General features: G+C 60.1%; 16 protein-coding genes. 11 read left to right on the forward strand and 5 right to left on the reverse strand.

Going from position 1 to position 16134, the window contains the following annotated elements:
- The 3 genes from G5306_RS19425 to trhA all read right to left on the reverse strand — a co-directional run.
- Positions 1 to 1550 (reverse strand): retention module-containing protein (locus G5306_RS19425; protein WP_421313511.1); only part of this gene is annotated, 1550 nt, incomplete at its 3' end.
- A 229-nt stretch (positions 1551 to 1779) separates the two neighbouring features.
- Positions 1780 to 3441, reverse strand: coding sequence for a putative transporter (locus G5306_RS19430; protein WP_216952965.1), 1662 nt, complete (start codon positions 3439 to 3441; stop codon positions 1780 to 1782).
- A gap of 127 nt (positions 3442 to 3568) precedes the next feature.
- Complete coding sequence (gene trhA, locus G5306_RS19435) at positions 3569 to 4204, reverse strand: PAQR family membrane homeostasis protein TrhA (protein WP_421313513.1); 636 nt, start codon at positions 4202 to 4204, stop codon at positions 3569 to 3571.
- A 175-nt stretch (positions 4205 to 4379) separates the two neighbouring features.
- Between trhA and G5306_RS19440 the strand changes: the two genes are divergently transcribed.
- The 3 genes from G5306_RS19440 to G5306_RS19450 all read left to right on the forward strand — a co-directional run bounded on the left by G5306_RS19440 (position 4380) and on the right by G5306_RS19450 (position 6878).
- Positions 4380 to 5903 carry an aminotransferase class V-fold PLP-dependent enzyme gene (locus G5306_RS19440; protein ID WP_421313515.1) on the forward strand — a complete coding sequence of 508 codons (1524 nt, stop codon included), beginning with the start codon at positions 4380 to 4382 and terminating at the stop codon, positions 5901 to 5903.
- Between the two features lie 90 nt (positions 5904 to 5993).
- Complete coding sequence (locus G5306_RS19445) at positions 5994 to 6557, forward strand: septation protein A (RefSeq protein ID WP_064335576.1); 564 nt, start codon at positions 5994 to 5996, stop codon at positions 6555 to 6557.
- A 24-nt stretch (positions 6558 to 6581) separates the two neighbouring features.
- Positions 6582 to 6878: a YciI family protein gene (locus G5306_RS19450; RefSeq protein ID WP_265061416.1), complete on the forward strand. Its 297-nt coding sequence runs from the start codon at positions 6582 to 6584 to the stop codon at positions 6876 to 6878.
- 87 nt (positions 6879 to 6965) lie between these two features.
- On the opposite strand, the gene cysQ is transcribed toward G5306_RS19450, so the two are convergent.
- Positions 6966 to 7721, reverse strand: coding sequence for a 3'(2'),5'-bisphosphate nucleotidase CysQ (gene cysQ / locus G5306_RS19455; protein ID WP_421260601.1), 756 nt, complete (start codon positions 7719 to 7721; stop codon positions 6966 to 6968).
- Between the two features lie 47 nt (positions 7722 to 7768).
- Complete coding sequence (locus tag G5306_RS19460; protein ID WP_421313517.1) at positions 7769 to 8629, reverse strand: DeoR family transcriptional regulator; 861 nt, start codon at positions 8627 to 8629, stop codon at positions 7769 to 7771.
- A gap of 274 nt (positions 8630 to 8903) precedes the next feature.
- On the opposite strand from G5306_RS19460, the gene kbaZ reads away from it, so the two are divergent.
- From kbaZ to G5306_RS19500, 8 genes are read left to right on the forward strand one after another with little or no spacing between them, the layout of a single operon-like run.
- On the forward strand, positions 8904 to 10217 hold the full coding sequence (gene kbaZ, locus G5306_RS19465) for a tagatose-bisphosphate aldolase subunit KbaZ (RefSeq protein WP_421313519.1): 1314 nt from the start codon (positions 8904 to 8906) through the stop codon (positions 10215 to 10217).
- A gap of 12 nt (positions 10218 to 10229) precedes the next feature.
- On the forward strand, positions 10230 to 11399 hold the full coding sequence (locus G5306_RS19470; RefSeq protein ID WP_421313521.1) for an SIS domain-containing protein: 1170 nt from the start codon (positions 10230 to 10232) through the stop codon (positions 11397 to 11399).
- Positions 11399 to 11872, forward strand: a complete 474-nt coding sequence (gene agaV / locus G5306_RS19475; RefSeq protein WP_005335358.1) for a PTS N-acetylgalactosamine transporter subunit IIB — start codon at positions 11399 to 11401, stop codon at positions 11870 to 11872. The genes G5306_RS19470 and agaV overlap by 1 nt, the downstream gene beginning before the upstream one ends.
- Before the next feature lie 15 nt (positions 11873 to 11887).
- On the forward strand, positions 11888 to 12661 hold the full coding sequence (gene agaW / locus G5306_RS19480; protein WP_005354369.1) for a PTS N-acetylgalactosamine transporter subunit IIC: 774 nt from the start codon (positions 11888 to 11890) through the stop codon (positions 12659 to 12661).
- A complete protein-coding gene (gene agaE, locus G5306_RS19485) occupies positions 12651 to 13529 on the forward strand; it encodes a PTS N-acetylgalactosamine transporter subunit IID (RefSeq protein ID WP_005354370.1) in 879 nt (292 codons plus the stop codon). The genes agaW and agaE overlap by 11 nt, the downstream gene beginning before the upstream one ends.
- A gap of 48 nt (positions 13530 to 13577) precedes the next feature.
- Positions 13578 to 14018 carry a PTS galactosamine/N-acetylgalactosamine transporter subunit IIA gene (agaF, locus tag G5306_RS19490; RefSeq protein ID WP_236368401.1) on the forward strand — a complete coding sequence of 147 codons (441 nt, stop codon included), beginning with the start codon at positions 13578 to 13580 and terminating at the stop codon, positions 14016 to 14018.
- A complete protein-coding gene (gene nagA, locus G5306_RS19495) occupies positions 14018 to 15217 on the forward strand; it encodes an N-acetylglucosamine-6-phosphate deacetylase (protein WP_236368402.1) in 1200 nt (399 codons plus the stop codon). The genes agaF and nagA overlap by 1 nt, the downstream gene beginning before the upstream one ends.
- A complete protein-coding gene (locus tag G5306_RS19500) occupies positions 15208 to 16062 on the forward strand; it encodes a tagatose bisphosphate family class II aldolase (RefSeq protein ID WP_421210083.1) in 855 nt (284 codons plus the stop codon). Before nagA ends, G5306_RS19500 begins: the two co-directional genes overlap by 10 nt.
- The last annotated feature ends 72 nt before the right edge of the window (positions 16063 to 16134 follow it).

Genomic DNA, 16134 nt, shown 5'->3' on the forward strand with positions numbered 1-16134 from the left:
GACTTGCCGTTCACGTCGGTCACGGTCAGGGTGACTTTCTGACCATCTTCCACGTTGCTGGTCGTGCCCTTGAGCTCGACCGCCTTGGCTTCATCCACCGACAGGTTGCCATCGCCAATCGCCGCCAGGTCGATGCTCGGCAGGTCAGTATCCACTTCATAACCTTCGCTGTCGGTCGCGGTGGCGCTGTTGCCCGCCACGTCGGTGCTGGTCACGCTGGCATCGATGGTGCGGTCGCCATCGGCCGCCAGATCGCTGCCCGCCACCAGGATGGTGAAGCGGCCATCGGCAGCCACCTTGCCGGTGTATTCGGTGTTGTTGACGGTCAGGGTGACGGTGTCCCCTACCTTGAACTCGCCCGTCACGGTGCCGCTGACCGGGATCTGCTGACCCGCTTCAGCGGCGTTGATGACGTCGTCGGCGGTGATGTCGGCATCCAGGGTGATGGCCAGGTCAGGGGCCTTGCTATCAACACTGCCATCGTCGGTAGCGGTACCTGTGTTGCCAGACGGATCGGTGATGCTGGCCGTCACCTTATAGCTGCCTTCCGCCAGCGGAGTAGTGACATCTACGCTGTAACCACCACCCGGTTGCACGATGGCGGTCAACGTTTGTTGAGTGCCATTGGCATCGGTCACGACCAGAGTGACCGTGCTGCCAGCAGGTGCATCCGTAGTGCCCGTAATGGTCGGGGTGGTGTCATTGGTATTGTCAGGTGCATCAACAGTAATCACCGGAGCGGTTACATCCACACTGCCATCATCGGTCGCGGTGCCGGTGTTGCCGGCCGGATCGGTCACGGAAGCCGTCACCTGATAGCCCCCTTCGGCCAGCGGTGTGGCGACATCCACGGTGAAGGTGCCATTAGGTGTGACAATAGTGGTCAGGGTCTGCTGATTGCCGTTGGCATCGGTCACCACCAGGGTCACCGTGCTGCCAGCAGGCGCATCCGTGGTTCCGGTCAGGGTCGGAGTGGTGTCATTGGTATTGTCTGGCGCTACCACGGAGATGGTTGGAGGCGTAAGGTCAAATACCTCATCTTCTCCTGCAGCATCCAGCGGTGGCTCGCCATTGGTGTTGTAGGTGGTATCGAAGGTCGCTTCGGCAATGGTTGCGGAGCCGGTACGGTCGATGGTGACAAAACCGCCGTTGCCACTGGCTCCGGCTACACCACCAACCCCGCCACCACCGGCAGCAGGTGCACCGCCTGCGGCGGAGGCTTCAAAGGCCTGAGTCGGGTCAGCGCCACCCAAAATGGCTTCTTGCAGGGCACTGATATCATCGGGTGTGCCTGCGGCACTGTTTTGCGCCAGCTGGGGAGCATCTTCCTCTTCGGCAGGCTCACTCTGCTCGCTGGCAGGTTGCACATTGAAAGACTGTCCGCCGCCCATGAAACTGGCGCCATCCGGCGACATGATCACCGCCCCTTTCGGCAGCACATCCCCTTCCACCAGCAACTTGCGGCTACCATCTGCAGCCACCTGATAAACTTGACCTTTGAGCTGGGTGACGGTTACGCCCTGTTCCAGAGTAACGGAATTGGTAATCATGTTCTCTCCTGAATCCTGATTTGCATGCAAAAAGCCACAGCCTACTCTGCACAGAGAGAGAGCAAATAACCAGTTCGAAAATTCGAAAGAATAGACTGATTTGAGGCTGGACCGTTCAGCCAGACAGAAGGGTGATGAGGGGATTACCGAAAAATAAAAACTAAAATTATCAATATATTACATTATAATGGCAGGAGCATGACAAGGCATGCTCCTGTCCGGTTTAACCCTATGCACCGGCCCAGAGGATGATGGCCAGCAGTTGTGGCGAGATGATCCGCAAGAACATCACCAGCGGGTAGACAGTGGCGTATGAGAGCGCACTGGCACCACTGGTCGGGTGCATGGCGTTGGCAAAGGCCAATGCGGGAGGATCCGTCATGGAGCCAGCCAGCAAGCCACAGAGGGTGAGATAGTTCATCTTGCCATAGAGACGCGCCAGCACCCCGACCACCAGCAAGGGGATCAGGGTAATCGCTGCCCCATATAGCATCCAGGAGGGGCCATCACCGTTGATCAGGGTATCAACAAAGCCGGCCCCTGACTTGAAGCCAACCACCGCCAGAAACAGCACGATCCCGATCTCCCGCAGCGCGAGGTTGGCGCTGGGGGGCATGAACCAGTAGAGCTTGCCGATGCTGCCGATCCGCGACAGGATCAGCGCCACCACCAGCGGCCCCCCCGCCAGACCCAATTTGAGAGCGGCCGGGAATCCGGGCAGGTAGAAGGGGATGGAGCCGAGCAATACGCCGAGGCCAATCCCGATAAATACCGGCAACATCTGCACCTGTTGCAGTTTTTGTTGCACGTTGCCGACCACATTGGTCACGGCCTCGATGGCATCGAGACGACCTACCAGGTTGAGGATGTCACCAAACTGCAGACTGGTCTGGCTGGTCGGTACCAGCTCGATACCGGCCCGGTTGAGGCGCGAGATCACCACGTCATAGCGCTGTTTGATGTCAAGATCGCGGATCTTCTTGCCCAGCACCTGCTCGTTGGTCACCACGACCCGCTCCACCCTCAGGTCGGTACCGCGAGTCGATAGGGAGGTGTCGACCTCTTCACCCAGCACCAGCAACACCTTGTGCAGTGCATGGCGCTCACCAACCAGGTGCAGCAGGTCGCCCAGCTCGATACGGGAATCAGGGCGCGGCACCATCAGCTCGTCGCCACGCTTGAGGCGTGAGCAGATGACATCAGACTCGTCGAGACTCGGGATCTCGCTCAGCATCAAGCCATGCATGTTGGGGTTGCGTACCGCGATGTTGATGGTCTGCAAGCTCTCCTTGGTTTTACCTGTCTGCAACTCGAACTGGGCGGCTTCATCGTCGATCTTGATGCGAAAGAAGACCCTGACCAGCCACATGGTGAGCAAAATGCCGCAGATGCCGAATGGATAGGCCACTGCGTATCCCATCCCCATCAGCCCGGTTGAACCATGGGGAGCTCCCAGCTCCGCCAGGATCTGCTGACCCGCACCAAGAGATGGGGTATTGGTCACGGCACCGGAGAAGACCCCGAGGATCACCGGTAGCGGCACATCAAACAGTTGATGAAGTGCCGCCGCAACGATGCACCCCAGGATAACCAGCAAAGCAGCAAAGGCATTGAGCTTGAGTCCGGAGCTGCGCAATGACGAGAAAAAACCGGGGCCGACCTGAATGCCGATGGTATAGACAAACAGGATCAGGCCAAACTCTTGAATAAAATGGAGTGTTTGCTCATCGAGCGCCAGCTCTGACACCCCGGCAAAGTGACCCACTATGATGCCGCCGAACAGCACCCCACCGATCCCTAACCCAACGCCATAGACTCGCCAGTTTCCCAGCCAGAGTCCTAGCACTGCCACCAGCGACAACATGCTGATGGAAAGCGCGATTTCACTCATTTCGTGCATCCTTTGCGAATTGAACTGGCCCTAGCTTGTCAGCAAACGCTGATGCCAACTGTGTGATACCGCACGAATTTATCCTTTTACGCGCCAAAAATACCAATTAAGGGCTAGTTACAAGACGTTAGGCGACGTAGCCGTAAATGGCCATAAAGTGACAAACGCTGCCACCCAGCACAAAGATATGCCAGATGGCGTGGTTATAGGGGAGCTGCTTGGCCACATAGAAGATGACCCCGAGGCTGTAGATAAGGCCGCCAAGCCCGAGCAGCAACAACCCCTCACCGGCCAGATGGATATAGAGCTGGTAGATGACCACCAGCGACAGCCAGCCCAACATCAGGTAGGTAAAGAGCGACAACTTCTTGAAGCGGTTGATAAACACCAGCTTGAACACCACCCCGGCCAGCGCCAGGGCCCAGATCACCACCATCAACCCCTTCGCCAACGGCGTATCGAGCGCCACCAGCAGAAAGGGGGTATAGGTGCCGGCAATCAGCAGATAGATGGCACAGTGATCAAACACCTTGCACCAGCGTCTGGCACGCCCTTCAGCCATGCTGTGATAGAGGGTCGAGGCGAGATAGAGCAATACCAAACTGCCGCCATAGAGGCTGTAGCTCACCAGCGCCTGCGTACCCTGTCCCCATCCCTTGATGAGCAACAGCACCAGCCCGACAATCCCCAGCAACAATCCCGCACCGTGACTCAGCCGGTTTGCCAGCTCCTCCCGGGGGGAGTAATCCATCACACCACTCATAACATCGACTCCACAATAACTGTGGCTCACTCTACCCAGCACCATTTCGGAGTACAAGTGTTCGCTTAAAAAATGGGGTGGCTGTCACCCGCCCCCCTTTGGTGTATGCTCTGCCGCCGATGCCCGAGACAAGCGGCATAGACACCTAACCCGGTGACCTGGTCTGGAGAACCTGATGAAGTTGACTGAGTTGTTTGCACAAGCGGATCCCGCCTTTGGCGAGGCGATGAACACCTTGCTGGAGAGCTTCCACCACTCCGACGACAGTCAGGCCCCCTATCAGCGCGACCTGTTCACCCACCAGCTCGATCAATCCCGCATGCCTGCAGTCGGCCAACCTATCGAGGAGTATCTGGCGCGGCTGGCTACTCTGGTACCCGGCGCCTCGCACCTCACCTCGCCACGCTACATGGGCCACATGACGGCGCCCCTGCCGGCCTATACCGCCGAGCTGTCGCGCCTGCTGGTGATGCTCAACCAGAATCCGATGAAGATGGAGTCCTCCCGCCTGCTCAGCTTTCTGGAGCGGGAGGTGCTGGCCAAGCTGCACCGCCTCATCTATGGCAGGGACGATGCGTTCTACGGCGAGCAGATGCATGCCAAGGATGCCGCCCTCGGCGTCATGACCAGCGGCGGCACCATCGCCAACGTCACAGCTCTCTGGCTGGCCCGCAACCGCGCCTGCGGCGACAACCTGTTCGCGCTCTATGAGCAAGGCTATCGCGGTGCAGTCATTCTGGGCTCCCGGCTGATGCACTACTCCTTCGACAAGGGGATGGATCTGCTGGGACTGGGCGCCCGCAGCGTCTGGCGCCTCGAGACCGACGAGCAGAACCGGCTCAGTCTGGCTGCGCTGGAACAGGCGCTGATCCAGTGCAAAGAGCAGAAATTGAAAGTACTGGCATTGGTCGGCGTGGCAGGCAGTACCGACTTTGGCTCCATCGATCCCCTGCCTGAGCTGGCGGCCATTGCCGAACGAGAGCAGATCCACTTCCACGTGGATGCTGCCTGGGGTGGCCCGACCCTCTTCTCCCCCCGCTATCAAAACCTGCTGGCCGGGATCGAGCGCGCAGATACCGTCACCCTCGATGGCCACAAACAGCTGCTGGTGCCGCTCGGTACCGGCATGCTGCTCTGCCGCCAGCCCGACCTGATGATGGCGGTCAAGCGGGAGGCGCCCTATGCCATTCGCGCCACCTCGTTCGATCAGGGCCGCTTTACGCTGGAGGGCACCCGCCCGGCCAACGCCCTCTATCTGGACGCCGCCTTCCAGCTGTTTGGCCAGCAAGGCTATGCCGACCTGATCGAGGCCAACTACGACCGCGCCCGGCTGATGGCAGATCTCATCGAAAGTGACCCCGCCTTCGAGCTGATGTCGGCACCGGTGATGAACCTGCTCTCCTACCGCTGCATCCCGCCCCATCTGCAGGGCAAGGTGCTGGACGAAGCGGCCAACGAGCAGATCAACGCCTTCAACGTGGCGCTACAAAAAGCCCAGCGCGCCGAGGGGCACAGCTTTGTCTCCCGCACCCAGCGCGCTGTGTTGCGCTACGGCGCCCAACCGCTCACCCTGCTGCGCGCCGTGCTGCTCAACCCGCTTATCGAAGAGCGTCATATTCGCGACCTGCTGGCCGATCAGCAGCGACTGGGGCTCACCATTGCTCGCCAACTGTTTGGCGACAGCACGGAACCGGCGTAAAAATGAGCGGTCTTATTCATTTGCCGTTGTCCGCCATGCAGGTAGACTGGGCGAAATTTGCAGGCCATCTTTGAGGACTAGGCGCCAACAATGAAGCAATTTATTGAATTTATTCCACTTATCGTTTTCTTCGCGGTCTACAAGTTCTACGACATCTACATGGCTACCGGCGCACTGGTGGTGGTCACCGGTCTGCAGCTCGCCTATAGCTGGATCCGCTATCGCAAAGTCGAGAAGATGCAGCTATTCACCTTCCTGCTGGTTGGCTTCTTCGGCGGCCTCACTGTCTTCTTCCACGATGACACCTTTATCAAGTGGAAAGTGACTGTCATCAACGTACTGTTCGCACTGGGTCTGCTCATCAGCCGCTACGGCTTTGGCAAGAATCTGATCAAACAGATGCTGGCCAAAGAGCTGCAAGCGCCCGATAAGGTCTGGGACACAGTCAATCTCGGCTGGGTCGGCTTCTTTACCGTCTGTGGCCTGCTCAACCTCTACGTGGCGTTTAACCTGCCGCAGGAGATGTGGGTCAACTTCAAGGTGTTCGGCCTGCTGGGGATGACGCTGGTCTTTACCCTGCTGAGCGGCGTCTATCTCTATCGCCATATCCCTGCCGAGCAGTTGTCCCAGCAAAAAGACGAACCCAAAAAGTAACCCTCATCAGAAAAGGATTGTCTCATGTGGTATCTCATCTACTCCGAAGATGTCCCCGATAGCCTGCCACTGCGCAAGCAAGTTCGCCCTGCCCATCTGGCTCGCCTGCAAGCCCTGCAGGATGAAGGGCGCCTGCTGACCGCCGGCCCCAACCCGGCTATCGATGCAGAGGATCCGGCCGATGCAGGCTTTACCGGCAGCACCGTCATCGCCGAGTTTGCCTCGCTGGCTGACGCCAAAGCCTGGGCCGATGCCGATCCCTATGTTGTAGCTGGCGTCTATGCCAAAGTGACCATCAAGCCGTTCAAGAAAGTCTTTTAAAACTGCGTCAAATACAAAGAGGCCGGAACGGATGTACAACCCGCTCCGGCCTCTTTTTATTGCGCGATGCTCAGCGCACCAACAAGGTCACGCTCTGGCGACAAACCAGGGATTGAGGATATCGGGCTTGTTGTAGGCAAGGGGTGAGCCATCGAGCTGGGTGACGCTGCCACCCGCCCCCTCCAGCACCGCCTGTGCAGCGCCGGTATCCCACTCGCAGGTAGGTGCGAGGCGCGGATAGAGCTCGGCGCCCCCCTCGGCAATGATGCAGAACTTCAGCGAACTGCCCATGGAAACCAGCTCGATCTCGCCAAAAGGAGCCAAGAAATCGAGGGTTTCCTGCGACAGGTGGTTGCGACTGCCCACCACTCGCCACGCCTCGCCTTCACGATGAGGCCGGGTCTGGATAGGCTCGCGCTTGCCATCGGCGATGCGCCAGGCACCGAGACCCTTTCCGCCATACCAGAGCTTGTCCAGCACAGGGGCATAGACCAGCCCCCAGCGCGGCGCCCCCCCTTCAATCAGCGCGATATTGACGGTGAACTCGCCGTTGCGGGAGACAAACTCCTTGGTGCCGTCGAGGGGATCCACCAGCCAGTAGCGGGACCAGCCGTGGCGTGCAGCCATCACCTCGGGCCCTGACTCCTCCGACAATACGGGAATATCCGGAGTCAGCCGCGCCAACCCCTGAACGATCACCTCATGAGCCCCCTTGTCGGCCGCGGTCAGCGGACTCTCGTCGCTCTTGTACTCCACAGCGAAGGGCTGGCTGTAGATGGCCATGATGGCCGCTCCCGCCGCACGGGCGACAGGTTCAAGTTCGGTGATATCGGGGTGGTACATAACAGGCTCGATCAGTGAGTGAGAAACCCAGTCTATCGCGTTTGTCATCAACCGCTTATAGCTGATTGCACTGGATTATATTGCCCCTGCTTCTCCTGCCCCTTGCCGCCATCGGCCGGTACCAGCAGCACTTCGATACCGGCATTGCGCAAACCGGAAAGGATATCGGCAGGCACGGCATCGTCGGTGATCAGGGTGTGAATACGCAGGGTATCGATGATCTTGTGCAGGCTGCGCCGGCCAAACTTGCTGGAGTCGGTGACCACCACAATCCGCTCGGCTACCTGACACATGCAGCGGTTGAGGCGCGCTTCGTCCTCATGATGGGTGCTGACGCCGCGCTCCAGATCGATGCCATCCACCCCGAGAAACAGCATGTCAAAGTGGTAGTTTTGCAGGGACTGCTCCGCTTGCGCACCGTAGAAGGAGAGCGACTTGCGGCGCAGATGTCCGCCCGTCATCAGCAGCTCCACCCCTTCTGCTTCGAGCAGTTCATTCGCCACATTCATGCCGTTGGTCATCACCAGGATCTCCTGATGTCCCTTCAGATGTCGCGCTACCTCCAGTGTTGTCGTCCCCGAATCGAGGATAAGGCGACAACCTGAGGGCACCAGGGTCGCCGCCAGCGCGCCTATCCGCTGTTTCACGGGAGTATTGAGCACACTCTTGTCGGCAATGGTGCGCTCCGGCACCGTCTGACCCGGCTCGCACAACAGGGCGCCACCGTAGGCACGCACGGCCACCCCCTGCTTCTCCAGAAAGGCCAGATCGTTGCGGATGGTCACGGTAGAGACCTGATAGTGACTCGCCAACTCGTTGACCTGAACGCTGCCATTGCTGCGCAGCTGCTGAATAATCCGCTCCCGCCGCTCGCTGGTTCCGAGCGCACCTTTTTCGCTTGTTTGCATAGTTCTTCTGCCGGAATGCTGTAGTGAAAGATCGCTTTCACTTCGTTACGTTTGCATATTAACGCTCAGCGAAGGTGCCAAATCAAGCCTTCATTACGCTTTACCACTACTCTCATCATCTTTCCCCACCATTCAAAATCTTTCGATACCTTTCTTTTTGTGATCCCTTTCAAGATCTGACGACTCTTTTGTTTCGTTTTCTTTTCCTCCCCACTACCGTAAAGAAAAGAAATCGAAAGAACATTTCCATCCGCAGCAACCAAGGAACATCAAAATGAAATCCATGCTGGCACTGGTCGAAAGACATAAACAGGGAGAACAGACCGGGATCTACGCCGTCTGCTCCGCTCACCCGCTGGTGCTGGAGGCCGCGCTACGGCTGGCCGCCGAAGGGGATGAGCTGCTGCTGGTCGAGGCCACATCCAATCAGGTGGATCAGTTTGGCGGCTATACCGGCATGACCCCCGCCGACTTTCGCGATCGCCTCTACGAGCTGGCGGCACAGTGTCACTTTCCGGCGCAGCGCCTCATTTTGGGGGGCGACCATCTGGGCCCCAACCGCTGGCAGGGGGAACCGGCCGAGCAGGCCATGGCCCATGCCGGAGATCTCATCGCCAGCTATGTCGCTGCCGGGTTCAAGAAGATCCACCTCGACTGCAGCATGTCCTGTCAGGGTGATCCCGTTCCCCTGACCGATGAGCTGGTCGCTGAAAGGGCGGCACGGCTGGCGCAGATCGCCGAGCAAACCTGTCTGGCCACTTTTGGCGAGAGCGATCTGGTCTATGTGATTGGCACCGAGGTGCCGGTGCCGGGCGGTGCCCATGAAGATCTTGCCGAGCTGGCGGTCACCACGCCGGAGGCGGCACGCCACACCCTCGAGGCCCATCAACAGGCCTTCAACAAGGCGGGGCTGGCCCATATCTGGCCCAGAGTGATCGGTCTGGTGGTGCAACCCGGCGTCGAGTTTGACCATACCCGCGTCATCGATTACCGGCCCGAAAAAGCGGCGCCCCTTAGCCGGATGATCGAAGCCTATCCCCACATGGTGTTCGAAGCCCACTCCACCGATTACCAGACTCCCGAGGCCTACCGCCAGCTGGTACGCGACCACTTTGCCATTCTCAAAGTCGGCCCCGCCCTCACCTTCGCCCTGCGCGAAGCGTTGTTTGCCCTCGCCGCCATCGAGGAGGAGCTGGTGGTGGCCAAGGCCTGTTCAGGTCTGCGCAAGGTGATGGAAGAGACCATGCTGGAGCGCCCCGACTTCTGGCGCAACCACTACCAGGGCAGTGCCAACGAGTGCCGGCTGGCCCGTGGCTACAGCTATTCGGATCGCATTCGCTACTACTGGCCCGATAGCCGGGTCGATGAGTGCTACGCCAGATTGCTGGCCAATCTGGCGGCGGAGCCCATCCCGCTCCCCCTGCTGAGCCAGCATCTGCCCCTGCAGTATCGCAAGGTGCGTCAGGGCACGCTCTCGGCCAATCCCCATGACCTCATTCTCGATCAGGTGCAGGAGGTGCTGCGGCACTACGCCAGCGCCTGCACTGCGGCCTCTCGCCGCCATTCCCAGCTCGACCCTGTTGTATAAGGAGTTGCAGACATGATCCTTGGTTATTCAGAAGAGATATTGCGCAGTGCCAATGGCCTGGCGACTGCCCGTGAAATTCGCCAGCAACCCGCCACCTGGCGCGAGACCCTCGCCATGGTCGAGGAGTGCCGTCCTGCGCTGACCCGTTTTCTGACCCCCCTGCTCGCCCGACAAGAGCTGCGCATCATCCTGACCGGGGCTGGCACCTCCGCCTTTGCCGGTCGGGCGCTCGCCCCCTATCTCTCGGCCCACCTGCATGCCCGGGTCGAGGCGATCGCCACCACGGATATCGTCACCAATCCGGCCGAGTATCTGGCCGAAGATTGCCCGACCCTGCTTATCTCCTTTGCCCGCTCCGGCAACAGCCCCGAGAGCGTGGCGGCGGTCGAACTGGCCAGCCAGCTGCTCAGCCACTGCCACCATCTAGTGCTGACCTGCAACGGTGAAGGGGCGCTCTATCGCCGCTGCCAGCAAGATGCCCACTCTCTGGCCCTGCTGATGCCGCCCCAGACCAATGATCGCAGCTTCGCCATGACCAGCAGCCTGACCAGCATGATGCTGAGCTGTCTGGCTCTCTTTCTGCCAGAGCGGTTCAACCGCCAGCACTGCGAGCAGCTGGTCGCTACCAGCGACGCCATTCTGGAGCAGGTTGTGCAGCGCGTACCGGCCTGGAACGAGCCGTTGCCCGAGCGGGTCATCTATCTTGGCAGCGGCAGTCTGCAAGGGGTGGCGCAAGAGGCGGCACTCAAGCTGCTGGAGCTGACAGCCGGCCGTCTGGTCGCCATGTTCGACTCCCCCACCGGCTTTCGCCACGGTCCGAAATCGGTCGTCAACGAACAGACGCTCATCGTGCTGCTCATCTCCAACGACCCTTACACCCGGCAATACGATCTGGATCTGCTGCGCGAGCTGCGAAGCGATGGCAAGGCCGCCCGGGTGGTCGCCATCGCCGACCAGCGCCATCCCGCCATCGAGGAGGGGGAGTACATCTATTTGCCCGCCACCCTGCATGGCGACGATGCCCAGCTCGCCTTCTGCTACCTGCTCTATGCCCAGTACTACGCCTTCCATACCTCGCTGGGACTGGGGATCAGCCCGGACAATCCCTGCCCCACCGGTCAGGTCAACCGGGTCGTACAGGGGGTCAATATCTATCCGTTCCACCAAGAAGGAGTGCTGTGATGCCCAATATCGTATTGAGCCGGATCGATGAGCGTCTGATCCACGGTCAGGTCGGCGTCCAGTGGGTCGGCTTTGCCGGTGCCAATCTGGTGCTGGTCGCCAACGACGAGGTGGCAGAGGACCCCATCCAGCAGAACCTGATGGAGATGGTGCTGGCCGAAGGCATTGCGGTGCGGTTCTGGCCGCTCCAGAAGGTGATCGACAACATCCACAAGGCGGCAGATCGCCAGAAGATCCTGCTGGTCTGCAAAAACCCGACCGATTTCAACACTCTGGTTCAGGGAGGTGTCCCCATCTCCCGGATCAACGTCGGCAACATGCATTACGCCGACGGCAAGCGTCAAATCCACAAGACCGTATCCGTGGACGAACAGGACATCACCGCATTTCGCGCCCTGCGGGACGCCCGTGTCGAGTGCTATGTCCAGGGCGTGCCGACCGAACCGGCACAGGACATTTTCAATTTGCTCTGATTAAGGACAATTGTGATGGAAATCAGTTTGTTACAAGGTCTGCTGCTTGGCATCCTGGCGTTCTTCGCCGGACTCGACCTGTTCAACGGTCTGACCCACTTCCACCGTCCCGTGGTGCTGGGGCCGCTGGTTGGCCTCATCCTCGGCGACCTGCCTACCGGTATTCTGGTGGGCGGTACTCTGGAGCTGGTCTGGATGGGGTTGGCCCCGCTGGCGGGGGCGCAACCGCCCAACGTCATTATCGGCACCATAGTCGGCGCCACCTTCGCCATCACCACCGGGGTCAAGCCGGATGTGGCGGTAGGGGTTGCCGTTCCCTTCGCCGTTGCCGTGCAGATGGGGATCACCTTCCTCTTCTCGGTGATGTCGGGGGTGATGTCCCGCTGCGATCGCATGGCCGAAGCGGCTGACGTGCGCGGTATCGAGCGGGTCAACTACCTGGCACTGCTGGCGCTGGGCACTTTCTACTTCCTCTGTGCCTTCCTGCCCACCTACTTCGGGGCCGAACATGCCAAGGCGGCCATCGACGTGCTACCTGCCCGCCTCATCGACGGCCTCGGCGTTGCTGGCGGCATCATGCCCGCCATCGGTTTTGCCGTGCTGCTCAAGATCATGATGAAGAACGTCTATATCCCCTACTTCATCCTCGGTTTCGTCGCTGCCGCCTGGCTCCAGTTGCCGGTTCTGGCCATCGCCGCCGCCGCGCTGGCCATGGCCCTGATCGACTTCATGCGTACCACCACCCCGCAAGCTCGTCCTGTTCAGGAGGAAACCGAAGATGGCATCTAACAACACAGCTGCGCGGATCATCTCCAGCGCCGAACCGCACAATACCCGGCCACAATCCGACGACACCTATGAAGATCAGCAGCTTGGCGCCGAGCTGACCAAGCAGGATATCAACCGCTTTGCCTGGCGCTCCCTGCTGCTGCAGGCCTCCTTCAACTATGAGCGGATGCAGGCCTCCGGCTGGCTCTATGGGTTGCTGCCGGCACTGCAGAAGATCCACACCAATCCGCGGGATCTCTCCCGGGCCATGAAAGGGCACATGGGTTTCTTCAACACCCACCCCTTCCTGGTCACCTTCGTGATGGGGATCGTGCTGGCGATGGAGCGCTCCAAGCAGAACGTCAACAGCATCCAGAGCACCAAGATTGCCGTTGGTGCACCGCTCGGCGGGATCGGCGATGCCATGTTCTGGCTCACCCTGCTCCCCATCTGTGGCGGCATAGGGGCAGATCTGGCGCTGCAGGGCTCCATCATGGGTGCCGTGGTCTTCTTCCTGCTGTTCAACGTGGTCCACTTCGGCCTGCGTTTTGGTCTGGCGCACTACGCCTACCGCATGGGGGTAGCGGCGATTCCGGTCATCAAGGCCAATACCCGCAAGGTGGGGCATGCTGCCTCCATCGTCGGTATGACGGTGATCGGCGCGCTGGTCGCCACCTACGTGCGTCTTGGCACCACGCTGGAGATCACTGCCGGTGATGCAGTCGTCAAACTGCAGGCGGATGTGCTCGACAAGCTGATGCCCGCCTTCCTGCCGCTGCTCTACACCCTGGCGATGTACGCCCTGATCCGCAAAGGCTGGAGCCCGCTGCGCCTCATCGTCATCACGGTGGTACTCGGTATCGTCGGCAAGTTCGCCGGTTTCCTCTAATCCGGAGCCGGCAGCAAGCCGGCCCCCTTTGCAGTAAAGGAACAGACTATGTTGGGCATCATTATTTGTGGTCATGGCGGTTTCGCCAGCGGTCTGGAGCGCGCCATGCTGCAGATCCTCGGCGAACAGAAAGCGGTTATCGCCATCGACTTTCCCGAGAGCTCCACCACCGCCCTGCTGCAGGCACAGTGCGAAGCGGCGCTGGCAGAGGTCGACAAGGGGGATGGCGTGGTCTTCCTGACCGACCTGCTCGGCGGCACCCCGTTTCGGGTCGCCTCTACCCTCTCACTGCACCAGCCAGAGCGGGAGGTCATTACCGGTACCAACTTGCAGCTGCTACTGGAGATGGTGCTGGAGCGCGATGGCCTCAGCGCCCGTGAATTCCGCCGGCAGGCCCTTGATTGCGGCCACCGGGGTCTCACCTCGCTGGCAGATGAGATAGGTAAAGAGCGTCAGGCAGATGCCGCTCTCGTCGAGGAGGGCATCTGATGGCCTCACGGATCCGTGCCCGTCGCCTGCTGACCGAACAGGGTTGGCTGGAACATCAGGAGCTGACCCATGAAGGGGGCATCATCACCGCCATCGACCCCATCACGGATGGCGATCCGGCGCGAGATGTCGAGCTGCTGGTACCTGCGCTGATCGATGGTCATGTCCACGGCGGTGCGGGCGTCGATGTCATGGATAACGATGAGGGCGCGCTGGCAACCTTGTCGATGGCCAAGGCGACAGAAGGGGTCGGCGCTTTTCTTGCCACTACGGTCACCGCCCCACTCCCCGAGATAGAGCAAGCTCTTGCCCGCATTGCCGATGGCGTTGCCCGTGGCATGCCGGGCGCAGAGCTGCTCGGCTGCTATCTGGAAGGGCCCTACTTCACACCGGACAACAAGGGCGCCCACGATCAGGCGCTGTTTCGGGAGCTGGATATTGCCGAGCTGAACCACCTGCAACAGCTGGCGCGCGGCACCCTGAAGGTGGTCGCGCTGGCACCGGAAAAGCCCAACGCCATCGCGTCCATTCACCATCTTGCCGCAAACGGCGTGCGGGTAATGCTGGGCCACTCGGCGGCGGATCACAATACCACCATGGCGGCGCTGGCAGCGGGCGCCTCCGGGCTGGTGCACTGCTTCAATGGCATGCGCGGCCTGCACCACCGCGAACCCGGCATGGTCGGTGCAGGTCTTGTCCATCCCGCTGCCTGGCTGGAGCTGATCGCCGATGGCAATCATCTCCACCCGAGCGTGCTCAAGCTCTGTCACTGCTGCGCCGGCCAGCGCCTGCTCTTGATCACCGATGCGATGCGCGCCGCCGGTATGCCCGACGGTCACTATCTGCTTGGCAACTATCGGGTCGAGATGAAGAACGGCGTGGTACGCACCGAAACCGGCGGTCTGGCGGGCAGCACTCTCACCCTGCTTGGCGCCGTACGCAACATGGTGCAGCTGGCGGATGTGCCGCTCGATGAAGCCATCGCAATGGCCTCGCTGGCACCAGCAAAGATGCTCGGCATTGCCGATCGTCTCGGTTCACTGGCGGTTGGCAAACAGGCCAACCTGCTCGCCCTCACCACTGAACTCAATCAACAACACATCTGGGTAGCTGGCTGGGAGATAAACCCGACCCAGCTCTCCTCCCTTTTCTCAGGATCTCGCGTCAATCAGGACGCTCAGGAGTCACTATGTATCTGATCTCTTCCCATGAAATGCTCAAAGATGCCCAGCGCCGTGGCTACGCCGTACCGGCTTTCAACATCCACAACCTGGAAACCGTGCAGGTGGTGGCTCGCACCGCCGCTCGCATGCGCTCTCCGGTGATCTTGGCTGGCACCCCGGGCACCTATCGCCATGCCGGGGTCGAATATCTGGTCTCCATCTGTCAGGCAGCTGCTCATGAGTACCGCATCCCGCTGGTGCTGCATCTGGATCACCACGAAGACGAGCAGGACATCCACAACAAGGTCGAAGCGGGCATTCGCTCGGCCATGATCGATGCCTCGCACTTTCCGTTTGAAGAGAACATCGAGAAAGTACGCAGTGTGGTCACTTTCTGCCATCGCATGGGCGCCAGCGTTGAAGCGGAACTGGGCCAGCTGGGTGGTCAGGAAGATGACCTCATTGTCGATGCCGCAAATGCCAAATTTACCGATCCGCTGAAGGCTGCCGAGTTTGTCCGCCGTACCGGTATCGACTCGCTGGCCGTGGCCATCGGTACCGCACACGGCCTCTACAAGGAGGAGCCCCGTCTGGACTTTGCACGCCTCGCCGCCATTCGCGAGCAGGTAGATATTCCGCTGGTGCTGCACGGCGCCTCCGGCGTACCGGAGGCCGATGTGCGCCGCTGCATCGAACTCGGGATCTGCAAGGTCAACGTTGCGACCGAACTGAAGATAGCCTTCGCCGATGCAATGAAAGCCTTCCTTGGCTCTCATCCGGATGCCAGCGACCCGCGCCAGTATCTGGTACCCGCCATGGCCGCCATGGAGGAAGTTGTCGAGGCGAAAATCCGTATGTGCATGAGTAATAACAAGATTTGATAACAATAAAATTACGGTAACAGGTCTGGGAGATAATAATGATGGCTCGCGCATCCTTGCGAAATAAGGTAT

It is taken from the genome of Aeromonas sp. 603404 (genome assembly GCF_049171775.1).
Lineage (GTDB): Bacteria > Pseudomonadota > Gammaproteobacteria > Enterobacterales > Aeromonadaceae > Aeromonas > Aeromonas veronii_A.